The organism is Peptoniphilus ovalis (assembly GCF_018919265.1).
Taxonomy (GTDB): Bacteria; Bacillota; Clostridia; order Tissierellales; family Peptoniphilaceae; genus Peptoniphilus_A; species Peptoniphilus_A ovalis.
Map to the genome: position 1 here is coordinate 145,388 of NZ_JAHLQO010000001.1, position 21,046 is coordinate 166,433.

The 21,046-nt window shown below is 32.1% G+C and carries 16 protein-coding genes; 1 reads left to right on the plus strand and 15 read right to left on the minus strand.

Annotated elements, in window-relative coordinates:
* Nucleotide 1 precedes the first annotated feature (1 nt).
* The 14 genes from KQI68_RS00690 to KQI68_RS00755 form a co-directional block, all read right to left on the minus strand.
* Entirely contained in the window at nucleotides 2–943 is a 942-nt protein-coding gene (locus KQI68_RS00690; protein WP_216548039.1) for a D-2-hydroxyacid dehydrogenase, read from the minus strand.
* Between the two features lie 192 nt (nucleotides 944–1,135).
* Entirely contained in the window at nucleotides 1,136–2,512 is a 1,377-nt protein-coding gene (locus tag KQI68_RS00695; RefSeq protein ID WP_216548041.1) for an MATE family efflux transporter, read from the minus strand.
* Between the two features lie 714 nt (nucleotides 2,513–3,226).
* Complete coding sequence (locus KQI68_RS00700) at nucleotides 3,227–5,302, minus strand: heavy metal translocating P-type ATPase (RefSeq protein ID WP_216548043.1); 2,076 nt, start codon at nucleotides 5,300–5,302, stop codon at nucleotides 3,227–3,229.
* A gap of 9 nt (nucleotides 5,303–5,311) precedes the next feature.
* On the minus strand, nucleotides 5,312–5,629 hold the full coding sequence (locus KQI68_RS00705; RefSeq protein WP_216548045.1) for a DUF6110 family protein: 318 nt from the start codon (nucleotides 5,627–5,629) through the stop codon (nucleotides 5,312–5,314).
* A gap of 428 nt (nucleotides 5,630–6,057) precedes the next feature.
* Nucleotides 6,058–7,944 carry a stalk domain-containing protein gene (locus KQI68_RS00710; protein ID WP_216548047.1) on the minus strand — a complete coding sequence of 629 codons (1,887 nt, stop codon included), beginning with the start codon at nucleotides 7,942–7,944 and terminating at the stop codon, nucleotides 6,058–6,060.
* Nucleotides 7,945–8,260: 316 nt separating this feature from the next.
* Nucleotides 8,261–10,546 (minus strand): Ig-like domain-containing protein, encoded by a 2,286-nt coding sequence (locus tag KQI68_RS00715; protein WP_216548050.1) that lies wholly within the window; start codon nucleotides 10,544–10,546, stop codon nucleotides 8,261–8,263.
* A gap of 378 nt (nucleotides 10,547–10,924) precedes the next feature.
* Nucleotides 10,925–11,467 (minus strand): hypothetical protein, encoded by a 543-nt coding sequence (locus tag KQI68_RS00720; RefSeq protein WP_216548051.1) that lies wholly within the window; start codon nucleotides 11,465–11,467, stop codon nucleotides 10,925–10,927.
* A 251-nt stretch (nucleotides 11,468–11,718) separates the two neighbouring features.
* Nucleotides 11,719–13,404, minus strand: coding sequence for an ATP-binding protein (locus KQI68_RS00725; RefSeq protein ID WP_216548052.1), 1,686 nt, complete (start codon nucleotides 13,402–13,404; stop codon nucleotides 11,719–11,721).
* 1 nt (nucleotide 13,405) lies between these two features.
* Complete coding sequence (locus KQI68_RS00730) at nucleotides 13,406–14,086, minus strand: response regulator transcription factor (RefSeq protein ID WP_216548054.1); 681 nt, start codon at nucleotides 14,084–14,086, stop codon at nucleotides 13,406–13,408.
* A gap of 4 nt (nucleotides 14,087–14,090) precedes the next feature.
* Complete coding sequence (gene phoU / locus KQI68_RS00735; protein WP_216548056.1) at nucleotides 14,091–14,720, minus strand: phosphate signaling complex protein PhoU; 630 nt, start codon at nucleotides 14,718–14,720, stop codon at nucleotides 14,091–14,093.
* Nucleotides 14,720–15,475 (minus strand): phosphate ABC transporter ATP-binding protein PstB, encoded by a 756-nt coding sequence (gene pstB / locus KQI68_RS00740; protein WP_216548058.1) that lies wholly within the window; start codon nucleotides 15,473–15,475, stop codon nucleotides 14,720–14,722. Before pstB ends, phoU begins: the two co-directional genes overlap by 1 nt.
* A complete protein-coding gene (gene pstA / locus KQI68_RS00745) occupies nucleotides 15,475–16,356 on the minus strand; it encodes a phosphate ABC transporter permease PstA (RefSeq protein WP_216548060.1) in 882 nt (293 codons plus the stop codon). The genes pstB and pstA overlap by 1 nt, the downstream gene beginning before the upstream one ends.
* The gene (gene pstC, locus KQI68_RS00750; protein ID WP_216548061.1) at nucleotides 16,349–17,266 is read right to left on the minus strand and encodes a phosphate ABC transporter permease subunit PstC; all 918 of its coding nucleotides are present in this window, start codon (nucleotides 17,264–17,266) and stop codon (nucleotides 16,349–16,351) included. The genes pstA and pstC overlap by 8 nt, the downstream gene beginning before the upstream one ends.
* Nucleotides 17,267–17,277: 11 nt before the next feature.
* Entirely contained in the window at nucleotides 17,278–18,204 is a 927-nt protein-coding gene (locus tag KQI68_RS00755; protein ID WP_216548062.1) for a substrate-binding domain-containing protein, read from the minus strand.
* A 504-nt stretch (nucleotides 18,205–18,708) separates the two neighbouring features.
* Between KQI68_RS00755 and KQI68_RS00760 the strand changes: the two genes are divergently transcribed.
* Nucleotides 18,709–19,899, plus strand: a complete 1,191-nt coding sequence (locus KQI68_RS00760; RefSeq protein WP_216548063.1) for an MFS transporter — start codon at nucleotides 18,709–18,711, stop codon at nucleotides 19,897–19,899.
* Between the two features lie 31 nt (nucleotides 19,900–19,930).
* On the opposite strand, the gene KQI68_RS00765 is transcribed toward KQI68_RS00760, so the two are convergent.
* Nucleotides 19,931–20,941, minus strand: a complete 1,011-nt coding sequence (locus KQI68_RS00765; protein ID WP_216548064.1) for an aminomethyl transferase family protein — start codon at nucleotides 20,939–20,941, stop codon at nucleotides 19,931–19,933.
* Nucleotides 20,942–21,046: the final 105 nt, after the last annotated feature.

Below are 21,046 nucleotides of genomic sequence, written 5' to 3' on the forward strand. Positions count from 1 at the left end.
TTTATTTTCCAAAAAGTTCGTCAAAGTTTCTTAGTATAACATTTCCGATATCATCTTGTGCATCTATTGTAGATCCACCAATATGTGGAGTTACATAAACTCTGTCAAGTTCGAAAAGTTTTGATTCAACTTTAACATCTTGAGTATCAAGTCCGCCAGTTCCTAGTTCGTCAGCTAATGTATCAAGGTTAGCTCCGCCTAGTTTGCCATTTTTAACATAATCATAAAGGTCGTCTTCGTTGATGATTCCACCACGTGCTGCGTTTATGATGATTGCTCCTTCTTTCATCTTTTCAAATTCATCTTTTCCAAAAAGATCCTTTGTATCAGGAGTAAGTGGCATGTGAAGTGTAACTACATCTGATTCTTTAACAAGTGTGTCAAAGTCAACTAATTTAGCATAATCAACTTTAATATCTTCTGGTTTTAAGAATGGGTCATAAGCTAGAACGTCCATGTGGAATACATTTGCGATTTCACCAACACGTCTACCAATAGCACCAAAACCACAGATACCAATAGTTTTGTTTCTTAGTTCTCTACCAATCCATCTATATTTATTCCAAATTCCAGATTTTACTTCGTTTTGAGCTTGTACAGAGTTTCTGTAAAGGTCAAGAGCTTTAGCGAAAACAAGTTCAGCTACTGCGTTTGCATTTTGTCCTGGAGAGTTTTTAACTGGAATATTTTTTTCTTTTGCATATTCAAGATCAATGTGGTTAGTTCCTGTTGATCCAACAAAAATTGCCTTTAAGTTTTTAGCAGCATCAAGAACTTCTTTGTTGATGAATGGGTCAACTCTCATGAATAAGAAATCATAAGGTTCAATAATTTCTGCTAATTTTTCAGAAGTTGGAAGCATAACCTTATCTAGTTCAATACCTCTTTCTTCAAGTCCTTTGTCAATAACTTCAGACATATAGTCTACCATTAACGCTTTCATTTCTGTAATTCCTCCTTAAATTTTTATGTATTAAAATAATTTGTCTTATCTACATCTCTATTTTATGATAAAAAGAACTCTTTTTCAAGGTAAAAAGCAGAGTTGAAGTAATTAACACTTAATTTCTAAAAATAACCTAAAAAAAGAGTTCTTTTTTACTTTAAGTTAATATTTAATTATAAAAATTTTCTATCAAATCATTTTCCTAGACATATCCCTTAATTTTTGTAATACATCTTTTGCAATAATCACAGTACAAATAGCAGTTATAAAATCTGCCGTTGGTGCTGCAAAAAGAAGTCCTTTGATTCCAAAAATATTTGCAAATATAAAGGCAAAGGGCACAAGTAAAATTACTTGTCGTAAAAGTGAAATTAAGATTCCCTTCTTAGCAAGACCAATTGATGTCAAAAATCCCATTGTAACTGGTTGAAGTCCATTGATAAATGTGAAAAATAACATTATCCTAAAAAGTTTTACTCCAAATTCATAGTAAAGAGGAGAGCCTCCACCAAATAAATTTAAAATTTGCCTTGGAAAGATTTGAAATATTACAAATGATATTGTAGAAACTAAAATTGCGTACTTTGCAGCCTTTTTATAAACTTCTATAACTCTGTCATATTTCTTTGCGCCGTAGTTAAAGGAGCTTATAGGTTGAAGTCCTTGCGAAAGTCCAATGTTTACACAGAAGAAAATCATATTGACCTTCATCACAATTCCAACTGCTGCAAGAGGAATGTTAGAGCCGTATTCTGAAAGTGCACCAAAATGTCTGTAGAAATTGTTCATTAAAACTTGTACGAAAAGTATGGCAACTTGATTAAAACCACTCGCCGCACCAAGTTTTGCAATGTCTGCTATTTTATCTAATTTAAATTCGAAAAATTTATTTTCTAAATCAATGGATTTAAAATCCTTTTTAAAATAAATTACAACCATTATTAGTGAAACAAACTGACCTATTACAGTTGCAAGAGCCGCACCTGCCATTCCCATATTAAATATGAAAATAAAAATTGGGTCTAGTACTACATTTAATATGCATCCTACAACCATGCAGTACATTGAAAATTTTGGCGAGCCATCTGCTCTAATTAGAGTTGAGCCAACATTAACTAAAATCAAAAAAATAAATCCATAGCTAGTTATGGACACATACTGAATTGCATAGGTCATTATCTCATCTGTTGCTCCGAAAAGTTTAAGTAAATCACCCATAAAAACTTGAGTTATAATTATAAAAATAAGACCTGCTATTATTGAAAAAGAAATTGCATTTCTAATGTAGTGCTTTGCACTATTCTTATCGCCACGCCCCAGCGATATATTAAAATTTGCTGCAGCCCCTATCCCACATAGTAGCGCAATTGCTGTACAAATTGTAGTTAGAGGAAAAGCGACATTTGTTGCTGCGTTACCGAGCATACCTACAGAATTTCCTATAAAAATTTGATCAACTATGTTATAAAGCGAGGAAATAATGAGAGCAAAAATGCTAGGTATTGCAAAGTTAAGTAGTAGTTTAGAAATGTCTTCTCTTCCTAAAATGTTATCATCTTTATTCATTTAAATACCCCCCTATATTATATTATCACTAACAAAAAAACATCTCAAGCAAGGAGTACAGAGGTTTTTTATAGCTATGATGGAAGTTTTTAAACTCGAGGCAGTACCGGAGCATGAAATTTTGGGACAGTCCCAAAAAGTATAAAATTATTTTTATAATAAAACATCTTCAATGCCTAGATTATTTTATTTTTAACTTGTCAGGGACAGTCCCCGTTTACATGCAGCTGTCCCCTTGTTCCCAAATGCGACAAATTTTGGGACAGTACACTTCCCTTTTGTTGATTCTTCTTTTCATGTTGTTTTTTTTGCGAGGACAGCCCTAAAGGGCAGCCCTCTTGCTTTTTTTCTTCTTTCATGCTTTTTCTTTGGGTATTTTGAGACTGCTGCATGCCCTATGGGTATCCCGAATCGCTTATAAAAAAATAAGATTAAGTAAGAAAATACTTTATTAAAAAATGAGTTTTATGAAACTCGGGACTGCTGCGTGCCCTGTGGGTATCCCACTTCCCTCTTTTGTTGTTTCTTTTCATATTGTTTCTATTGCGAGAACAGCCCCCTCTTGCATTTTTTTGCCTCTTTTTATTCTTTCTTTTTCAAAAATGGTGATTTTCCCAGAGCAGAAAATTCGGGACAGTCCCCATTTACATATTTGGACACGCACCAGTTCATAAAATAAAAAAAGAATGCATCGCTGCATCCTTTTCTCATTCATTAAATTGTGTAATCTCTCATATTCTTACCTGCAATGGCAACAGTTGAAGCATTGTGAATAAGCGCAGAGTTTGTGTTGCTCAAAAGTCCAAGCACTCCAAGTGCAATTAGACTTCCGTTAATTCCAATGATTTCTCTGTAATTATTTTTAATTCTCTTGTCTAATCCCCTTGCAATTTTAATAACATCAATTAGACTCTTTAAATCATCAGTCTTTATAGAAATATCTGCAATTTCCTTAGCAATATCTGCACCTTTATTCATTGAAATTCCAACATCAGCTGTTGAAAGTGCAATTGAATCGTTAATTCCATCGCCTATCATGACAACAGTCCTGCCAAGTGCTTTTTGCTCTCTCACATAATCACTTTTGTCTTCAGGAAGTACTTGAGATTTGTAATAATCTAAATCAAGCTCTCTTGCCACAGCTCTTGCAGAATTTTCTGCATCTCCTGTTAGCATTACAATATTTGTAAAACCAAGCTCTCTTAATGAATCTACAGTGTATTTTGCATCTTCACGAATTGGGTCTGCAATACATATAACTGCAATTAATTCATTGTCAAAGGCAAGATATAAAAGTGAATAATCTTCTTTTAACTCTTCAATTTTTTTCTCTTGCTCCTTAGATATTTTTATTCCTTCATCTTCTAAAATGAAGTGAGCAGATCCAATTAATGCAGGCTTATCATCAATGCTTGATCTAATTCCATGAGCCACAATGTACTCAGGCTTTGAGTGCATTTCTTCGTGGTGAAGATTTTTATCTTTGGCTGCTTTTACAACTGCATTTGCAATTGAATGTGGGAAATGCTCTTCAAGACAAGCTGCAATTCTCAAGCATTCATCTGCGTCAAATTCTCCAAAAGCTATTACCTTTTCTACTGAAGGTTGTGATTTTGTAAGAGTTCCAGTCTTGTCAAAAATAATTGTATCAGCTTCATTAAGTTTTTCTAAATATTTTCCACCTTTGACTAAAACTTCTTCTTCTGATGAAGATGAAATTGCCTTCATAGTTGCAATTGGAATTGTAAGTTTTAATGCACAAGAAAAATCAACCATTAAAAATGACTTTGCTTTTACAAAATCTCTTGTCACAAGATAAGTTAAAGCCGCTCCAAGGAATGAATATTTTACAATAGAATCCGCCATGGACTCAGCCTTTTTCTCTGCAAGTGATTTATTCTTTTCGCTTTCTCCAATTAGTTCAACTATGTGATTAATTCTAGAGTCGTCGTGCTTTTTAGAAGTCTTAACAAGGATTGCTCCTTCTTCAAGAACAGTGCCGGCAAATACAGTCTTGCCTTCAGTCTTTTTAACTGATTCAGATTCACCAGTAAAGGAAGCTTCGTTTACAAGACCAATTCCCTTTACGATTTCGCCATCAACTGGAATAGTTGAGCCCATTGTAACTTCAACTAAATCTCCAACTTCTACATCTTTTAATTTTTTAGTGTATTTTTTATCTCCATCTACTACAAAGACTTGATCGATGTTTAGTTTAAGAGAATTCGCCAAATCTTTTTTAGATTTTTTGAGAGTGTAGTCTTCTAATTCTTCGCCAAGATTTAATAAGAACATAATATTTCCTGCATCTGCATATTCTCTTGAAGCAATTGAAACTCCAATTGCAGTTGCATCAAGCACTTCAACGCTTAATTTCTTATTAAATAATGCTTTTATTCCATCTCTTATAAATGGATATGCCCTAATCGCTGTTAAAATTGGTCTAAGTGGCATAGGCATTAAGTATGCAAAGACTATTCTTCTGTAAGCCGCATCTCTTAAAATATGAAAAATTTCCCTATCATTTTGTGGCACAAAATCTGCATCTTCAATTTCAAACTCATCTAAATCAGATAGATTTAAATTAAGTAAAAATTTTGCAATCTTTGGCAAGAATTTTTCTTCATATTCAACTGTGATTGAGCTTGCGATTTGAGAAATCTTACACGATTTAACTCCAGTAATTTCCTCAACTTTGTATTTTAATTTATTTAAATTTTCTTTTTTGAGTTCATCTTCGAAGACAAATCTACTTCTTCCAGGAACTCTGTGGGCAATTGTTGCTATCATTTTGCCCTCTTACTTTTCTTCAGTTTCTTCTACTTCTACTACTTCAACCTCTTCAACATCTTCTTTAGCTACTTCTTCAATATCAACTTTAGCTTTTCTTTCAGCTTCTGCTTTTTCGTCTTCTTCTTTTTTTACTTTAGCTTCAGCAACTAAATCTTCTGTAGAAAGTTTGATGTTTTCAACAGTTTTATCAAGACCTTCTTTAACTTTAAGACCTTCTGCAACTGTGGAAACAGCTAAATTTTTAACAGTTTTAGATTGAAGAACTTTTCCTCCAACAACTCCTGCTATAACTCCAAGTCCAATATTTAATAATTTTTTATTCATTATAAAACCTCCTGATATTGTTATCTTTTGGAACAATAATATACCAATTGATAACTAAAATCAAGAACTTTGATTTATTTATTTATATCAATATTTCTTTGTATGTTTTTGAATAAATATGGCTTAAAAATTGTTTTTCTAGAATTATTTATTTTTTTAATTTAGGTTCTAATGTTTATTAGTTGTTTTAAATTATATGAAAAGCCCTAAAAGGCGGATTACTATTAGGACAGCCTTTTTTTAATTTTAGAACATTATTTTTATAAATTTACATACAAATTGTGTTTTAGACTTAATTACAAAGGACAGCCCCAGTTAACAGCTAAAATTATTTCAAATTTCTAATGGAGAGAGGTCCCATGAAGTGAACCCCAAAAGACCTCAAAATAACATAAAAAAGCTCCCCTAAGGGAGCCAAAAATTATTATTTATTTTTTTAATTCAATAACAACAGTTCTTGTTGCACTATCCCATTCAATATTTCTTCCTGATCCTTTATCTCCGTGAGTTAATCCAAGTGCTCTTGCTACTTCTGATATTGGAAGCATTGTTCTGTCATTCTTGATTTCTGGTTTTACTTGGAATTGTTTTTTTACTCCATTTACATAGAAGTCTGCTGAGTCAAGATAGAATATTATAATGTCTTTTCCATCTGAGATTATTGCAGATCTAGAGCTGTTTCTATATGTTACGTCATATCCTAGTGATTCTGCTACAAATCTTATTGGAAGCATTGTTCTGCCATCTTTGATATATGCTTCAACGTCCATTGTCTTTGTTCTGTCTGCACCATTAATTCTTTGAGTGATGTTCTTAGATCCAATTGTTATTACTGTTCTAAATGTTTTAGTGTCAGTAGTTGTTGTTTTTGGAGTTGTTTCTTTGTGATATCTGTCTACATAGAAGTCTAGGTTTGAAGTTGATCCAATATATGTGTTTAGGTCAACTTTGAAGTATCCGTTAGAATCAACATAAGATGAGCCTAGGAAGCTTCCATTTCTATATACTGCTACATATCTATTAGGATATGATTTTAAATATCCTGATACTGTGTCTCTTGCACTGTCAAGGCTTAATGATGTTGGATATACTTTGTAATCATAGTTGTAGTAATATCTGTCATAATATCTTCCATCATAGTAGTAGTTATAGTAATTATATCCATTTGAATTAGTTATAGAATATTCTGAAAGTAAAGTTGTTCCACTATAAGATTTTAAACTAAATTTATTTAGGTTGTAGTAATAATTATAGTAATATCCATCATAATATCTGTCTGGGTAATATCCATAGTGTCTGTAATAATCGTCCCAGTCCCAATATTTTGTTCCATCCCAATATCTATATCCATTCCAATATCTGTAATCAGAAGATCCGAAAGAATAAGAAATTGAGAATTTACCATTTGCATTTGCTGTAGCATAGTCTCCAGTGTAGGATCCATCTTTGTAAAGTCTAACTGTAGAATATGGTTCAGCATAACCTTCAACTCTGTTGTAATATACTGTTACATTTGTTATTTCTTTAGCTACATGATTTTTAATAAGTTTATCTCTAGCATCTTTTAATGCTTTTGTAGCTGCCTTAACTTGTTCTGCAGTAGCATTTGCATCTAAAGCCTTTGCTGCAACATATGCATCTTTATAAGTTTTTAGAGATTCATCAGTATATATAGTCTTATCTAAATCTTCATATGCTTTTATTGCGGATACTAAATCTTTTTTAGCTTGTTCTAATTCTTTTTTAGCTTCAGCTTCTTGGTCTTTTTTCTTTGCTTCTAATTTTGTTTTATTAACCCCATTAGCTTCTCCAGAAAGTTTATTAACAGCGTCTATTTCTGTTGCGTTATCTATCTTATCTGAATATTCTTTCTTTTCTGTATCAGTAAGTTCAGATAATTTACTTACTTCTTCTTTAGCAGCTGTTTTTGCTTCTTGTAACTTTTTAGCAGCTTCAGCTTCAGGGCTTGTTGATTGTTGTTTATTTCCTTCTCCTGAACCTGCTCCACCACCATTTTCATTATTTGAATTTTCACCAGCTGGATCTGTTGCTTCACCTGTACCAGTTTTATCTCCTGTTTGAGCTTCATCTTTTTTAGTTTTTAATGGATCAACATCTTGATCGCCAGCTCCAGCTCCGCCTACTACTGGTTGTTCTTCCGTTGAAGTTTTTTCTGGTTTGTTTGCTGTAACAGTTGTCCCATTGCCTGTTTGTGTTCCACTAGCAGGTGTTCCTTCAGCAAGTGCAGAAACTGGTAAAGCTGATGTAGCCATTACAGCCGCTAATGAAAGTGTTAATAGTTTTTTCTTTTTCATTATTCTCTCTCCTTTTCTAAATTAATAGATTTAAATTTAAACTATGTATTAGGAAATCTATTTCCTTTATTATACTATAATATTACCCAATTATCGAATTTTTATTTAATTTTTTATATAAAAGAGCTAATCTTTGATATTTTTTATCTATTAGATATAAATTAATTTCAAATTTTCTAATAATTTTTTTAACTCCACAAAAGTAGCTAATTAAATCTTAATAAAATAAAACCCAAGGCTAAATCCTTGAGTTTTTTTAAATTTAAAAGCTCCACAAAAGGAGCTTCTAAAAGTTTTTATTTAGTTTTAATTTGTTTTATTTTTTTAATTCAATAACAACAGTTCTCGTTGCACTATCCCATTCAATATTTCTTCCTGATCCTTTATCTCCATGAGTTAATCCAAGTGCTCTTGCTACTTCTGATATTGGAAGCATTGTTCTGTCATTCTTAATTTCTGGTTTTACTTGGAATTGTTTTTTTACTCCATTTACATAAAAGTCTGCTGAGTCAAGATAGAATATTATAATGTCTTTGCCATCTGAGATTATTGCAGATCTAGAGCTGTTTCTATATGTTACGTCATAGCCTAGTGATTCTGCTACAAATCTTATTGGAAGCATTGTTCTGCCATCTTTGATATATGCTTCAACATCCATTGTCTTTGTTCTGTCTGCACCGTTAATTCTTTGAGTGATGTTCTTAGATCCAATTGTTATTACTGTTCTAAATGTTTTAGTGTCAGTAGTAGTTGTTGTAGTTTTTGGAGTTGTTTCTTTGTAATATCTGTCTACATAGAAGTCTAGGTTTGAAGTTGATCCAATATATGTGTTTAAATTAACTTTGAAGTATCCGTTAGAATCAACATAAGATGAGCCTAGGAAGCTTCCATTTCTATATACTGCTACATATCTATTAGGATAAGATTTTAAATATCCTGATACTGTGTCTCTTGCACTGTCAAGGCTTAGTGATGTTGGATATACTTTATAATCGTAGTATCTATCATAATCATAATAGTATCTATTGTAATATCCTGGATAATAATATCCATCATAATATCCATCGTAATAATATGCCTTTGAATTACTTAATGATTCATCATCTATTAGTCTGCCAAGTGAGTCGTAAGATTTTAAACTAAATCTGCTTAAATCATAATTATAAGTGTAGTAATATCCATCATAGTATCTGTAGTATGGATAGTCATTCCAATAATATCCGTAATAGTCGTAATATTCATCCCAGTCCCAATATCTTGTTCCATCCCAGTATCTATCGTTCCAATATCTGTAATTTCTTGAACCGAAAGAATAAGAAATGCTGAAATAGCCATTGGAATCAGCTGTTGTAGAATATCCAGTTCTAAATTCGTCTTTGTAAAGTCTCACAGTGGAATATGGTTCTGCATATCCTGTTACTTTGTCGTAGTATACTTTAACATTTGTTATCTTATCAGCTAAAACTGTTTTTGCAGGAACTACTGTTACTTTTGAAGTTGCTTTAATAGTGTTATCAGCTTGGGAAGTTGCAGTAATAGTTGCTGTCCCTTCTTTATGTGCTGTTACTTTTCCACTTTGGTCAACTGTAGCCACATCAGTGTTGCTTGATGTCCATGTTATATTCTTATTTGTTGCATTGCTTGGAGTTATTGTTGCAATTACTTTTTGAGCTTCATTTGGTGTAAGTGTTATATTATTTGAACTTAAACTTATAGCTGTAGGTTTTACTTCTACAGTATTTTCATTTACAGTTACTGATGCTGTATCTTTTATATTTCCATCTGCTTTTGATACTGCATTTATTGTTGCTGTTCCTGCTTTATGTGCTGTTACTTTTCCACTTTGATCAACTGTCGCCACATCAGTATTGCTTGATGTCCAAGTTATTTCCTTATTTGTTGCATTGCTTGGTGTTATTGTTGCACTTATTGATTGAGTTCCATTTGGTGTAAGTGTTATATTTTTTGGACTTAAACTTATCGCTGTAGGTTTAGTAGTTTCTCCTCCATTATTAACATATATAATAACCCCAGCTGATGTCTTTTCATTACCATCTTTGTCTGTATATGTTACTGTAATATTAGTTTGTCCTTTATTAACACCTGTAACTATTGCTTCTTTGTTATTTTGAGAGTCTGCCGCTACTGTCGCAACAGTTGGATCAGAAGAATTCCATTGAATTTTTCCTTCGTAAGTTTCAGGAGTAGGTAATGCCCTTAACATAGTTGTTTCATTAATTTTAATAGTATTACTATAAGTCGAGTCTTTTCGAGCAACAGTCATACCAGTTGCTCTTTTTACTTCCTCTTGTGCTCTTACTTCTATTGGTTCTTCAATTGGGGCGAACATTAATTCTGATTCATTTTCTTTTTCTACTTCTGTTTCTTCAATTATTTTTACTTCTTGTTTTTCTTCTACTGGTGCTAATTTTAATTCTGATTCTTTTTCTTTCTCTACTTTTCTTTCTTCTAATTGTGATTCTACTTTTACACTTTCATTAGCATTATCAGAAGTTGTATTTGTTTCTGCAAACGCAGAGATTGGTGCTGTTGTTGTCATTACAACTGCAAGCGATAATGCCGCTAATTTTTTCTTTTTCATTCATCTCTCTCCTTTACAAAATTTATTAGATTTATTATGAATTAATATTATGCACCTATTTGTATTTCTATCTTTATATTGTAATAAATTGGTACCCATTTATTGTGAAGATTTTTAAATATTACAAAGATTTTACTAAACTTTTACAAATTGCTTTTTAGTTTTATGTAAGAAGTGACAATTAAGTCACTCCTATTGTATTTACGCTGCCATTAGTTCTCCTAGATTAACTATTTCAGCTTTTACAACATCTCCATTTTCATCTTTAATTTCTATTTTATAGGATTTGTCCTTTAAATCTTTTGGTAGATTTATTTCAAATTTTGCATTTCCAAAGGCATCTATTGGTTCTTCTGGTTCTACTAGTTCTATTGTTTCTTATAGTTCTATTGGTTCTTCTGGCTCTTCTAGATTTTCTTTAGCATAAGTTAATTCAGATTCTAATGAGAAAGTATTTCCATATTGATTTGAAAGGCCTAGTACTAATTTAACTTCATCGCCATTTTCTAAAGTTTTTTCAATTTCTGCAAGTTTTGCATCAAATTCTTCTGCAGCTAAAGTTTCAGCATCTGCACCTAAATCAGAACTTCTTGATAATTCTTTTGCCTCTCTAGTTTCTTCAGTAACTTCATCTTTAGTAGTTTCATTATTCCCATCTTCTAAAGATGCTCCGGTGCCAATATCACTTGCACTTACTACATCGTTTTTATCAGCTTTCTTTTCTGAAGCTTTTTCACCGCTTTCACTTCCGACTTCATCTGTAGCGTTAGAGTCTACCTTTGTAGTTTCTGTAACTTCTGCTACAGTTGATTCCGTTTCAAGAGCTGTAGTTTCTTCTTGTGCCATTACATTAAGTGGCAAGAAAATCATAAGAAGAAAAATTACTAAAACTCTAGAAATCTTTTTAAAACTTTCTTTCATTTAATACCTCCTCATCCAGTTTAATGGTATATTAAAAATATGAACTTACTATTGATTCTTTGTAAATATGATTTAAATTAATCTCTGGAATTGTAAATAAATATAATTTTTAATTTTGCGAAAATAAGTAACGATACCTGTGCTTATCTTGACAGGATACCCATAAGCAAGCGGCAGTCCGTATAGTTTTAATTCATAGTCCTATAATGCAAATAAAAAAATCCGCCAGGGATTTCCCTAGCAGATTTTAATTATTCTATTTCTTTTTCTCTAGTTTTCTTTAAGATTATTTTAAATTTAGTTCCAAGACCGAGCTTTGAGCTTATTTCAAGCTTGCCATCTATGGATTGTAGTACATGCTTTACAATTGAAAGGCCAAGTCCTGTACCGCCGATTTTTCTTGATCGAGATTTTTCAACTCTGTAAAATCTTTCGAAAATTCTCGATAAATCTTCTGAAGGTATTCCTATACCAGAGTCGATTATATCAATTTCAAGATTATCGCCAGTATCTCTTATTTCGATATCAAGTGTGCCGCCTTCTTTATTGTATTTTATACCATTGTTAATTATATTGGAGAATAATTCCCACATCATTGTCTTGTTTTCGCAAATCTTTCCGTCGCCATTAATGCTTACTTTTAGATTTTTATCTTTTATTAAAACATCTTGAGTCTTTATTATTTCGCCAATAAATTCATTTAATTTTATTTCTTCTGTAGAGAATGTCGCATCTCTTTCAAGCCCAGAGATTTTCATTATGTCTTCGATAAGATTTAGAAGTCTCTTTGAATCGTTATAAATTAGTTTATAAAATTCATTTTTGCTCTCTTCATCAACCATATCATTAACTAAAAGTTCTGAAAAACCACATATTGATGTAAGTGGTGTTTTTAGTTCGTGACTTACATTTGATGAAAATTCTTCTCGAAGCCTTAATGCTCTTATCTCTTCAGTTTCATCGATAAATAGTATTACTACACCCTTAACTCTTTTATCTTCAAACACTGGATTTACATAGGATTTAAATTCTCTGTTTTCAATATTTATTATTGTTTCAGAGCTATTTCCATTAAGGGCATCATCGATTAGCTTAATTATTTCATCATCTCTTATTAAATTTAACACACTCTCACCTGTCAACTCTCTTTTTACACCAAAGAGTTCCCTTGCGGAGTTGTTGACAGATAATAGATTTTTATTTTCATCAATTATAATTAGTGATTCTTTCATATTTTTTAGAATGGTTTGTATTGTGTCTCTTTCCCTTTGAATTTCCTTTAAATTGTTTTTTATTACACGATTTTGTTTATTAATTCTAGTAATAAATGGACTGATTTCTGGAACTTCATCTGTGCTTATATTAGAAAAATCTTCTTTTATATTATTAAGAGGCGCAAAAGTTTTTCTCGTAAGTCTTCCCGATACTATTGATGCCACAATAAATATAATACATGAGAAAATTAAATCTAATGGAAGTACCTTTGAAAAGGCTCCAATTAAATTGTCCAATTCTCTTGATAATCTAATTACTTTTCCATCATCAAGTCTCTGGCTAGCATAGTATAAATCTTTTGAAAGTGTATTTGAATATCTAGTTATGGAAGCAAACCCGTCTTCTTTTGCCTTTATAAACTCAGGCCTATCCTTGTGAGTTGGCATAAATTTTGGGTCTTCGTAAGAATCAAATACAACTGATCCATTTTCATTTATAAGGGTTATTCTAAAATCTCTTTTTTCTTCGGCTAGGATTTTTAAATACTCATTGTCCTGTTCAATATTATTTAATGCTTCTGATGTTATTGAGGTCATGTTTTGCAAATCTCTATTGGATCTTTGTACATATCCGTAATAGTAAACAAACATAGAAACTATTGTTGAAAGAAATAAACTTAAAAGGGAAATACCAAGTAGATATCTGAAAAATCTTCTTTTCATATTAGTCTTTACTAGAAAGCATGTAGCCAACGCCTCTAATTGTCTTAATATACTTTCTCTTATCCTTTAGTTTATCTCTCAATAGCTTTATGTGCATATCAACAGTTCTTGTTTCGCCTTCGTAGTCATATCCCCAAATATATGTTAAAAGTTTTTCTCTGGATATAACTATGTCTTTATTTAGGATTAAATATTTTAAAAGTTCGTATTCTTTAAATGTAAAGTTAACATGTTCCCCATCAATTGTGACAGTTCTCTTTAAATTGTCTATTACAATATCGTTAAATTCTAAAATATTTTCGCCCTTGTCTTGAATTTTTGCTCTTCTTGCAATTGCTCCAACTCTAGACAAAAGTTCCATTACAGAAAAAGGCTTTTTGATGTAATCATCTGCTCCCTTATCAAGTGCAGAGATTATATCGTATTCTGTAGTTTTTGCAGTAATCATCATTACCCAAGTATTTTTAGTAGCTGGATTTTCCTTAAGTTTATTTAGTATTTCTATTCCGTCAATATCAGGAAGCATAATATCTAAAAGAACAATGTCCGGCTCTTTTGATTCAAGCTCGTTAAAAAAGTCATTGCCGTTTTCAAAGCATTTAACATCATAACCCTTGCTTTTTAATGAATATTCAATTAACTTTAGTATCGATGTATCATCTTCTACAACATAAATTAACATGTAATCATCCTTTAATTGAAAATATTACCCACTGTGCAATGTTTACAGCGTGATCTGCAATCCTTTCTAGATATTTTGCAATCATTATAAAATCAATCGCAGCAGCAGGATCAAAGTCTGATTTAATTATATCAATTAATTCGTCTCTAATCATTACAAAATAATTATCAACTACATCGTCCTCTTTGTCTATTCTTTCTGCAGCTTCAATATCCATGTTTACAAAGGAATCAATGGCATTGTTGACAAGTGTAATTGTTGCTTCAGCCATGTCCTTAATTATTGGAAATCTATTAGTTTCATAATCATCTGGTAGAATCATGCAAATTTCTGCAATGTCTCTGCTGTTGTCTCCAATTCTTTCCATATCTGTAATCATCTTTAGAGCTGCTGAGATTCTTCTTAAATCTCCTGCAGCCGGTTGTTGTTCCACAAAAAGTTTAAGACAATGTTTTTGAATTATTTCTTCATATATATCAATTCTTTGTTCATAATTTATAACTTCATCGGCAAGTGTCTTGTCCTTTTCATCTAAAAGTGAAATAGACTTTTTAATAGAGTTTTCTATTAACATTGCCATTTCAAGTAATAAATTGTTTAAATGTCTTAATTCCTCGTCAAACTTTTTTCTCATTAGCCAAACCTTCCTGTTACATATAACTCTGTCTTTTCTTCTTTAGGATTTGTAAATATCTTAGTAGTGTCGTCAAATTCTACAATAACACCATTTAAGAAGAATGCTGTTCTGTCTGAGATTCTTGACGCTTGTTGCATATTGTGAGTAACAATTACAATTGTATATTGTTCTTTAAGTTCTTGAGCTAGGTCTTCGATCTTTCCAGTTGAGATAGGGTCAAGTGCTGATGTTGGTTCGTCCATTAAGATAACTTCAGGATTAACTGCAAGGGCCCTTGCGATGCAAAGTCTTTGTTGTTGACCACCTGAAATTGAAAGAGCTGATTTTTTTAAATCATCTTTAACTTCGTCCCAAATTGCAGCTTGTTTTAAAGAATTTTCTACAATTTCGTCAAGTTCTGTTTTATTTTTAATACCGTGAGTCTTTGGACCATAGGCGATGTTTTCGTAAATACTCATTGGAAATGGGTTAGGTTGTTGGAATACCATCCCAACTCTTTTTCTCAAATTATTTACATCGTAATTTTTTTGATAAATATCTTCTCCATCTAGAGTTACAAGTCCATCAATTCTACATCCTACTACTAAGTCGTTCATTCTGTTTAAGCATTTTAGTAAAGTTGATTTACCACAACCAGATGGTCCTATAAATGAAAGAATTTCATTTTCCTTAACATCTAAGTTTACATTGTGTAGAGCCTGGAAGTCTCCATAGAATAAATCCAGATTTTCTACAGTCATTTTAGAACTCATTAATCTACCTCCGAAAGTTTGTTAGCAAGTTTAGTTGATGACCAGTTAATTAATAATACAAGTACTAAAAGCACCATTCCTGTCGCATAAGCTTCTCCAACATGCATACCTTCAGATGATAATACATACATGTGAAGTGCAAGAGTTCTTGAAGAAGAGAAAAGTGATTTTGGTAGAGATGTAGCAGTACCTAGTGTATACATTAGAGCTGCTGTTTCACCAACTACACGACCAACTGATAGGATAATTCCAGATAAAATTCCAGGAATTGCAATTGGAAGAACAACTACAAAGATTGTTCTAAGTTTTCCTGCACCAAGTGCAAAGGATCCTGATCTAACTGATGGGTGAACTGATTTTAGTGCTTCTTCAGTTGCTCTCATTATAATTGGTAAAATCATTATTGATACAGTTAGTACACCTGAAAGAACTGAGAATCCCATTTTTAATTTAGTTGCAAAGAATAACATACCAAATAGACCATAAACAATTGATGGAATACCTGCTAATGTTTCTGTTGCAAGTCTTATCGCTTGAACTAATTTGTTTTCAACATCTGTATATTCAACTAAGAAAATTGCTGTGAAAATTCCAATTGGTGATGCAAGTAAAATTGAAAGTGCAACTGTTATTAATGTTGTTACAATTGCTGGTCCCATGGACACATTTTCTGTAGTATAGGTCATAGAAAGCATTTCTGGTCTAAAGGAGAATATTCCCTTAATTACTACGAATAGTACTAGAAAAACTAGCACTGCAAAAGTCAAAGCTGAAAATAGTCTTGTGAAAATTTTATAAAAAGAAAATTTCATTCCATAGTGTAATGCGAGCACTAAACCTATGAAGAATAAAATTACTCCTATTGTAATATACTTAGCCATTGTCACGCTCCCTAGTCTTTAGATAGAAAAATCCAATATTTATAATAAGGATAAATATAAATAATATTGCTGCAGTAGCTATAAGAGCTTGTCTGTGTTCACCAGCTGCATAAGCCATTTCAAGAACGATGTTAGTTGTCATTGTTCTTATTCCCTTAAGTGGGTTAAATGTAAGTCTAGCTTGATTACCTGCAACAAGGATTACCGCCATTGTTTCACCAATTGCTCTACCAACACCAAGGATAATTCCTGCGAAAATACCTGATTTAGCAGCAGGAACCATTACTCTTGTAATAGTTTCATCATGAGTTGCCCCAAGAGAAAGTGATCCTGAATAATATGATTTAGGAACTGTTCTAAGAGAAGACTCAGCCATTGATATAATAGTTGGTAAAATCATAATAAGAAGTAGAATAGATGCTGATAGCATATTCATACCTGTTCCACCAAAAAGTGAACGGTTAATTGGCACTATAATAGTAAGTGCAAAGAAACCATATACAATTGATGGGATACCAGTCATTAGATTAAGCGCTGGCTTTAAAATTCTGTAAATATTTTTCGGACAATCAAATGCTAAATAGCAAGATACCATTATAGCAACTGGTACTGCTGCAATTGATGAGAAGGCTGTGATTAGAACTGAACCAACAATCATTGGAAGTATTCCGTAGCTTGCTGGTGTGTTCATAGGAGCCCATTTGTCATTAAATAAGAAATCTCCTACTCCAATTTTAGCTATAAAACCAAAAGAATCTTTAAAGATAAATACACATATCAATAATAAGAAGAAAATTGACAGTATAGAACAAAGCAGGAAGAAATACTTAAATATTTCTTCCTTTGTAAATGCCTTTTTTTGGTTGTTTTTATGGAGTACCGTATTTTTAGTATCTTCCATTTTTTTCATCCTTTTTTAAATTATAGTGCGTCCCATTCAGTAACTTCGCCAGTGAAGATTTGTCTTAATTGTTCCATTGTTAAATCTTCTGTTGGGTTTTCTTTGTTTACGATAACTGCGATACCGTCTCTTGCGATAACTGTGAATTCAAGAGCAGCTTTTTCTTCGTCCTTAAGTTCTCTTGAAGCCATACCAAGTTCTGCAGTTCCTTCCATAGCTGCTGTCATACCAGCTGAAGAACCATTTGATTGGATATCGATTTGGCAGTTAGGGTTAAGAGCTTTGTAAGCTTCTGCAAGTTTTTCCATTAGTGGAGAAACTGAAGTTGATCCTGCGATTGTGATGTGAGCATCATTGTCAGTTGCTGTATAAGCTTGACCAGTAGCATCTCCTACATATCCTTCTTCTTCAACGATTTTTTGTCCTTCATCTGACATAATGAAAGTGATAAGGTCTTTTGCTTTTTTATCAACGTCTGCTTTGTAAGCTACGTTAAATGGTCTTGCAAGTTTGTAAGATCCGTTTTTGATATCATCTGCAGAAGCAACAACGCCTTCAACGTTAACTGCTTTAACAGTGTCGTTTAAAGAACCAAGTGAAATATATCCAATAGCTTGTGGGTCATTTTGAACTGTAGTAAGAACTGCATCTGTAGAAGATTGAACAGCTGCTTCTTCATAAGTCTTATCTACTTCTTCGTCGCCTTCTTTAACAAGAACACCAGTTAGTTCAGTAAAAGCTGATCTAGTACCTGAGCCTTGTTCTCTTGAAATTACGTTAATTCCACCTGTAGCTGCACCAGTTGTTTCAGTTTGAGCTGTTTGTGCAGCATTGTTTGTAGCAGTTTCTTCAGCTGCTTTTTCGTTTGCTTTATTACCTCCACAAGCAACAAGAGAAGCTGCAAGAGCGATAATAGTTCCTACCTTACTAAATTTTCTTAAATCCATTTGTCTTTCCATCCTTTCAAAAATTAAAATAATCTTTATTTCACTTGCTATTATAGAAATATATTGTAAATAAGTAAGATAACAATTGTAAATTTTGTGTAAAATAATTTACAATGTGTGAAAGTTTTGTGAACATTAATCCAGGGTTTTGTAAAAAAAATTTAAAATTTCTTTATAATATATAAGATATTTTTAGAAAGAATTCTTTCTTATTTATGTAAATAATTTATTTTTTAGATTGAATTTTGACTTGTTTCTTATGCAGGAAATATACTTTAGGACTTCCGTTATCTCTTGTAATTGATGTAAAACTTTAGCAACCTCGCTCTTAGGGCTATTTGTTTAAATTAAAACTTTTATAAACCTTACATCAATCCTAAAGTAAATCCAGTAAAAATTTAATTTATCAAAAAAGTAAAAAAAGGTATATTAACAATTTTTAGGGTATTTATTATATAATTAATATTAATAATTTATGAAATAATAGAAGAAAAGAGAGTGAATATGAAAGAGAAAAAATTATCAACAAAAGCTGTGCTAATTGAAATTATAATGTTTTTAGCTTATGCTTTCTTTGCAGTTAACTGGATCAGTGGTTCTAACTTAACTCCAAAAATCTTAGAAGTTTTTAACATTAAAGGCCCAAATGCTGTCAGCTTAATCAACAATGTGGTTACTGTTGCTAAGATTCTTGGAAACTTAATCGCAGCTACAATTTTTACGAAATTATACCCTAAAAAATCAATTGCACTTGGTGCTTTTTTAGTGCCTGCAGGTGCACTTCTTGCTGCTCTATCTCCAAGCTTTCCAATATTTTTAATTGGTAGATTCATCATGGGATTTGGTGGTGCACTATTTGTAGTTTACTTCTCACCAGTAGTTGTAAATTATTTTCACGCAGACCACAGACCTGTTGTTAACGCACTTAATAACGTATCTTACAATGTTGGATCAATTATGGCACTTCTTTTATTAGGACCAGTTATGAAAATTGTGGGACTAGGCAGATATGCATTAGTTGTCTTTGCATGTGTATCCTTTGCAATTTTTATTGGATGGATGATTATTGGAGAAGACTTTGCTATAACTGAAACTGGGGACAAGGACGAAAAAGATTTTACTTTAATAGATGCTTTTAAAGAGAAAATTGCAATTCTTATGCCACTAATGTATTTTGGGCATTTGACAATGTATATGGTAATGCTTAATATTTTCCCAAATACAAACTTTTCTCCAATTCCAGCAAATTTAATTTCTACATTATTTACAACTGGGGCATTAATTGGTACACTTCTTTCAATCTTTGTTGCGAAAAAATCTAAGAAGAGAGTTCCAGTTTTAAGAGTTGCAGGTATTCTTACAACTGCAATTATGCTTGCTCTTGTAAATACAACTAATGCAACACTAGCAAGTATCTTAGCTCTAGCACTTGGTACTATAATGTATGTTCCGCTTACAAATTTCGTTCTTATTCCACAAGAAATTCCTGGAATGTATTCAGAAAGACTTACTCAAATAATGTCAGTTTATTGGGCACTTGTTTATATTTTCGAGACAATTGCATACCAAGTTATTGTAAATATTCAATTTAGAATGGGAGACAAGGTTGCACTTATTGCAACGGGAATCCTATCAGGTACATTTATCATCGGTTCCTTCTTGATGAAAGAGCCAGAAGAATGGGCAAAAAAGTAAAAAAATAATGAGGGTTTTAGCCCTCATTTTTTTATGCATGTGTTCTTTCATTTTCTTTGTCGTAGAAAACTCTGTCAGTTAGTTTTGCTTTGACCTCGCCTTCTTTAGTTTTAATTAAGACTTCTTTATCTTCTTCAAACTTATCTTTTAAGATTAAAGCATAGCCGATGAACTTTTGAACAGTGTAGCCATAAGTGAATTTTGTAACTTTTCCTATGACTTCTCCATCAAGTATTATTTCATCTCCAGGCTCAATATCGCAATTTTTTTCAGTGTAAAAACCAACTAAGTCTCTTTTAACATTGTCTTTTTCTTTTAATAGAGCATCTTTACCAATGAAGTGCTTGTCTAAATCAACTGTCCAGCCGTAACCAACTTCATAAGGATTTGTTCCTTCCAAGTCACTCATTAGGACAAATCCTTTTTCTGCAGGAAGTGACTCAACAATTATATCTGTTGTAATATTTACAAGACCATAAGCCTTGCCTGCTGTAACTAACTTTTCTTCAAGCTCATCTTTTTTATCAGATGCTACATAAAGCTCGTAACCAAGCTCTCCAGTAAAACCTGCTCTAGCAACATAAATTTCTAAATCTCCCACTTTATTTTCTCTAATGTGGAAGAATTTTAAATCAGAAATATCATTTTCAACAATATCATTGATTAAGTCTCTAGATTTTGGACCTTGCACAGCAAACATAGTTACCTTTGAAGTGATGTCTTCATACTCAACGTCATATTCATCAGAAAACTTGTCGAACCACTTAATCATTTCGTCAATGTAAAGAGTGGAAACAGCAAAATGAGAATCATCAAGTTTAAAAACAATTACATCATCTTTAATAATTCCATCTTCGCCAAGCATTGTAGTATAAGCAGCTTCACCAACTTCAAGACCTGAAATATTATTTACAAACATCTTGTCTAAAAACTTAGCAGCATCCTTTGATTTTACATCTAGTAGAGAGTGAGTAAAATCATAATAACCTACACCATTTCTAACAGCTTCGTGCTCACGTCTTCTTAAATCATTATCTTTCATAAAATCACCTCGAATATATAAAAAACAACTTCTTATAAATGATATACCCTAAGTAATTACTTTATAACAATAATGTAATGAAAAATAACTGGCATTGTGCCAGCT

What these genes read in the sequence shown, in the direction of transcription:
- KQI68_RS00710 (WP_216548047.1), bottom strand. Translation starts at nt 7,944, where the DNA reads ATGAAAAAGAAAAAACTATTAACACTTTCATTAGCGGCTGTAATGGCT.
- pstB (WP_216548058.1), bottom strand. Translation starts at nt 15,475, where the DNA reads ATGAGTTCTAAAATGACTGTAGAAAATCTGGATTTATTCTATGGAGAC.
- KQI68_RS00755 (WP_216548062.1), bottom strand. Translation starts at nt 18,204, where the DNA reads ATGGATTTAAGAAAATTTAGTAAGGTAGGAACTATTATCGCTCTTGCA.
- KQI68_RS00730 (WP_216548054.1), bottom strand. Translation starts at nt 14,086, where the DNA reads ATGTTAATTTATGTTGTAGAAGATGATACATCGATACTAAAGTTAATT.
- KQI68_RS00695 (WP_216548041.1), bottom strand. Translation starts at nt 2,512, where the DNA reads ATGAATAAAGATGATAACATTTTAGGAAGAGAAGACATTTCTAAACTA.
- phoU (WP_216548056.1), bottom strand. Translation starts at nt 14,720, where the DNA reads ATGAGAAAAAAGTTTGACGAGGAATTAAGACATTTAAACAATTTATTA.
- KQI68_RS00690 (WP_216548039.1), bottom strand. Translation starts at nt 943, where the DNA reads ATGAAAGCGTTAATGGTAGACTATATGTCTGAAGTTATTGACAAAGGA.
- KQI68_RS00725 (WP_216548052.1), bottom strand. Translation starts at nt 13,404, where the DNA reads ATGAAAAGAAGATTTTTCAGATATCTACTTGGTATTTCCCTTTTAAGT.
- KQI68_RS00705 (WP_216548045.1), bottom strand. Translation starts at nt 5,629, where the DNA reads ATGAATAAAAAATTATTAAATATTGGACTTGGAGTTATAGCAGGAGTT.
- KQI68_RS00765 (WP_216548064.1), bottom strand. Translation starts at nt 20,941, where the DNA reads ATGAAAGATAATGATTTAAGAAGACGTGAGCACGAAGCTGTTAGAAAT.
- KQI68_RS00760 (WP_216548063.1), top strand. Translation starts at nt 18,709, where the DNA reads ATGAAAGAGAAAAAATTATCAACAAAAGCTGTGCTAATTGAAATTATA.
- KQI68_RS00715 (WP_216548050.1), bottom strand. Translation starts at nt 10,546, where the DNA reads ATGAAAAAGAAAAAATTAGCGGCATTATCGCTTGCAGTTGTAATGACA.
- pstA (WP_216548060.1), bottom strand. Translation starts at nt 16,356, where the DNA reads ATGGCTAAGTATATTACAATAGGAGTAATTTTATTCTTCATAGGTTTA.
- pstC (WP_216548061.1), bottom strand. Translation starts at nt 17,266, where the DNA reads ATGAAAAAAATGGAAGATACTAAAAATACGGTACTCCATAAAAACAAC.
- KQI68_RS00720 (WP_216548051.1), bottom strand. Translation starts at nt 11,467, where the DNA reads ATGAAAGAAAGTTTTAAAAAGATTTCTAGAGTTTTAGTAATTTTTCTT.
- KQI68_RS00700 (WP_216548043.1), bottom strand. Translation starts at nt 5,302, where the DNA reads ATGATAGCAACAATTGCCCACAGAGTTCCTGGAAGAAGTAGATTTGTC.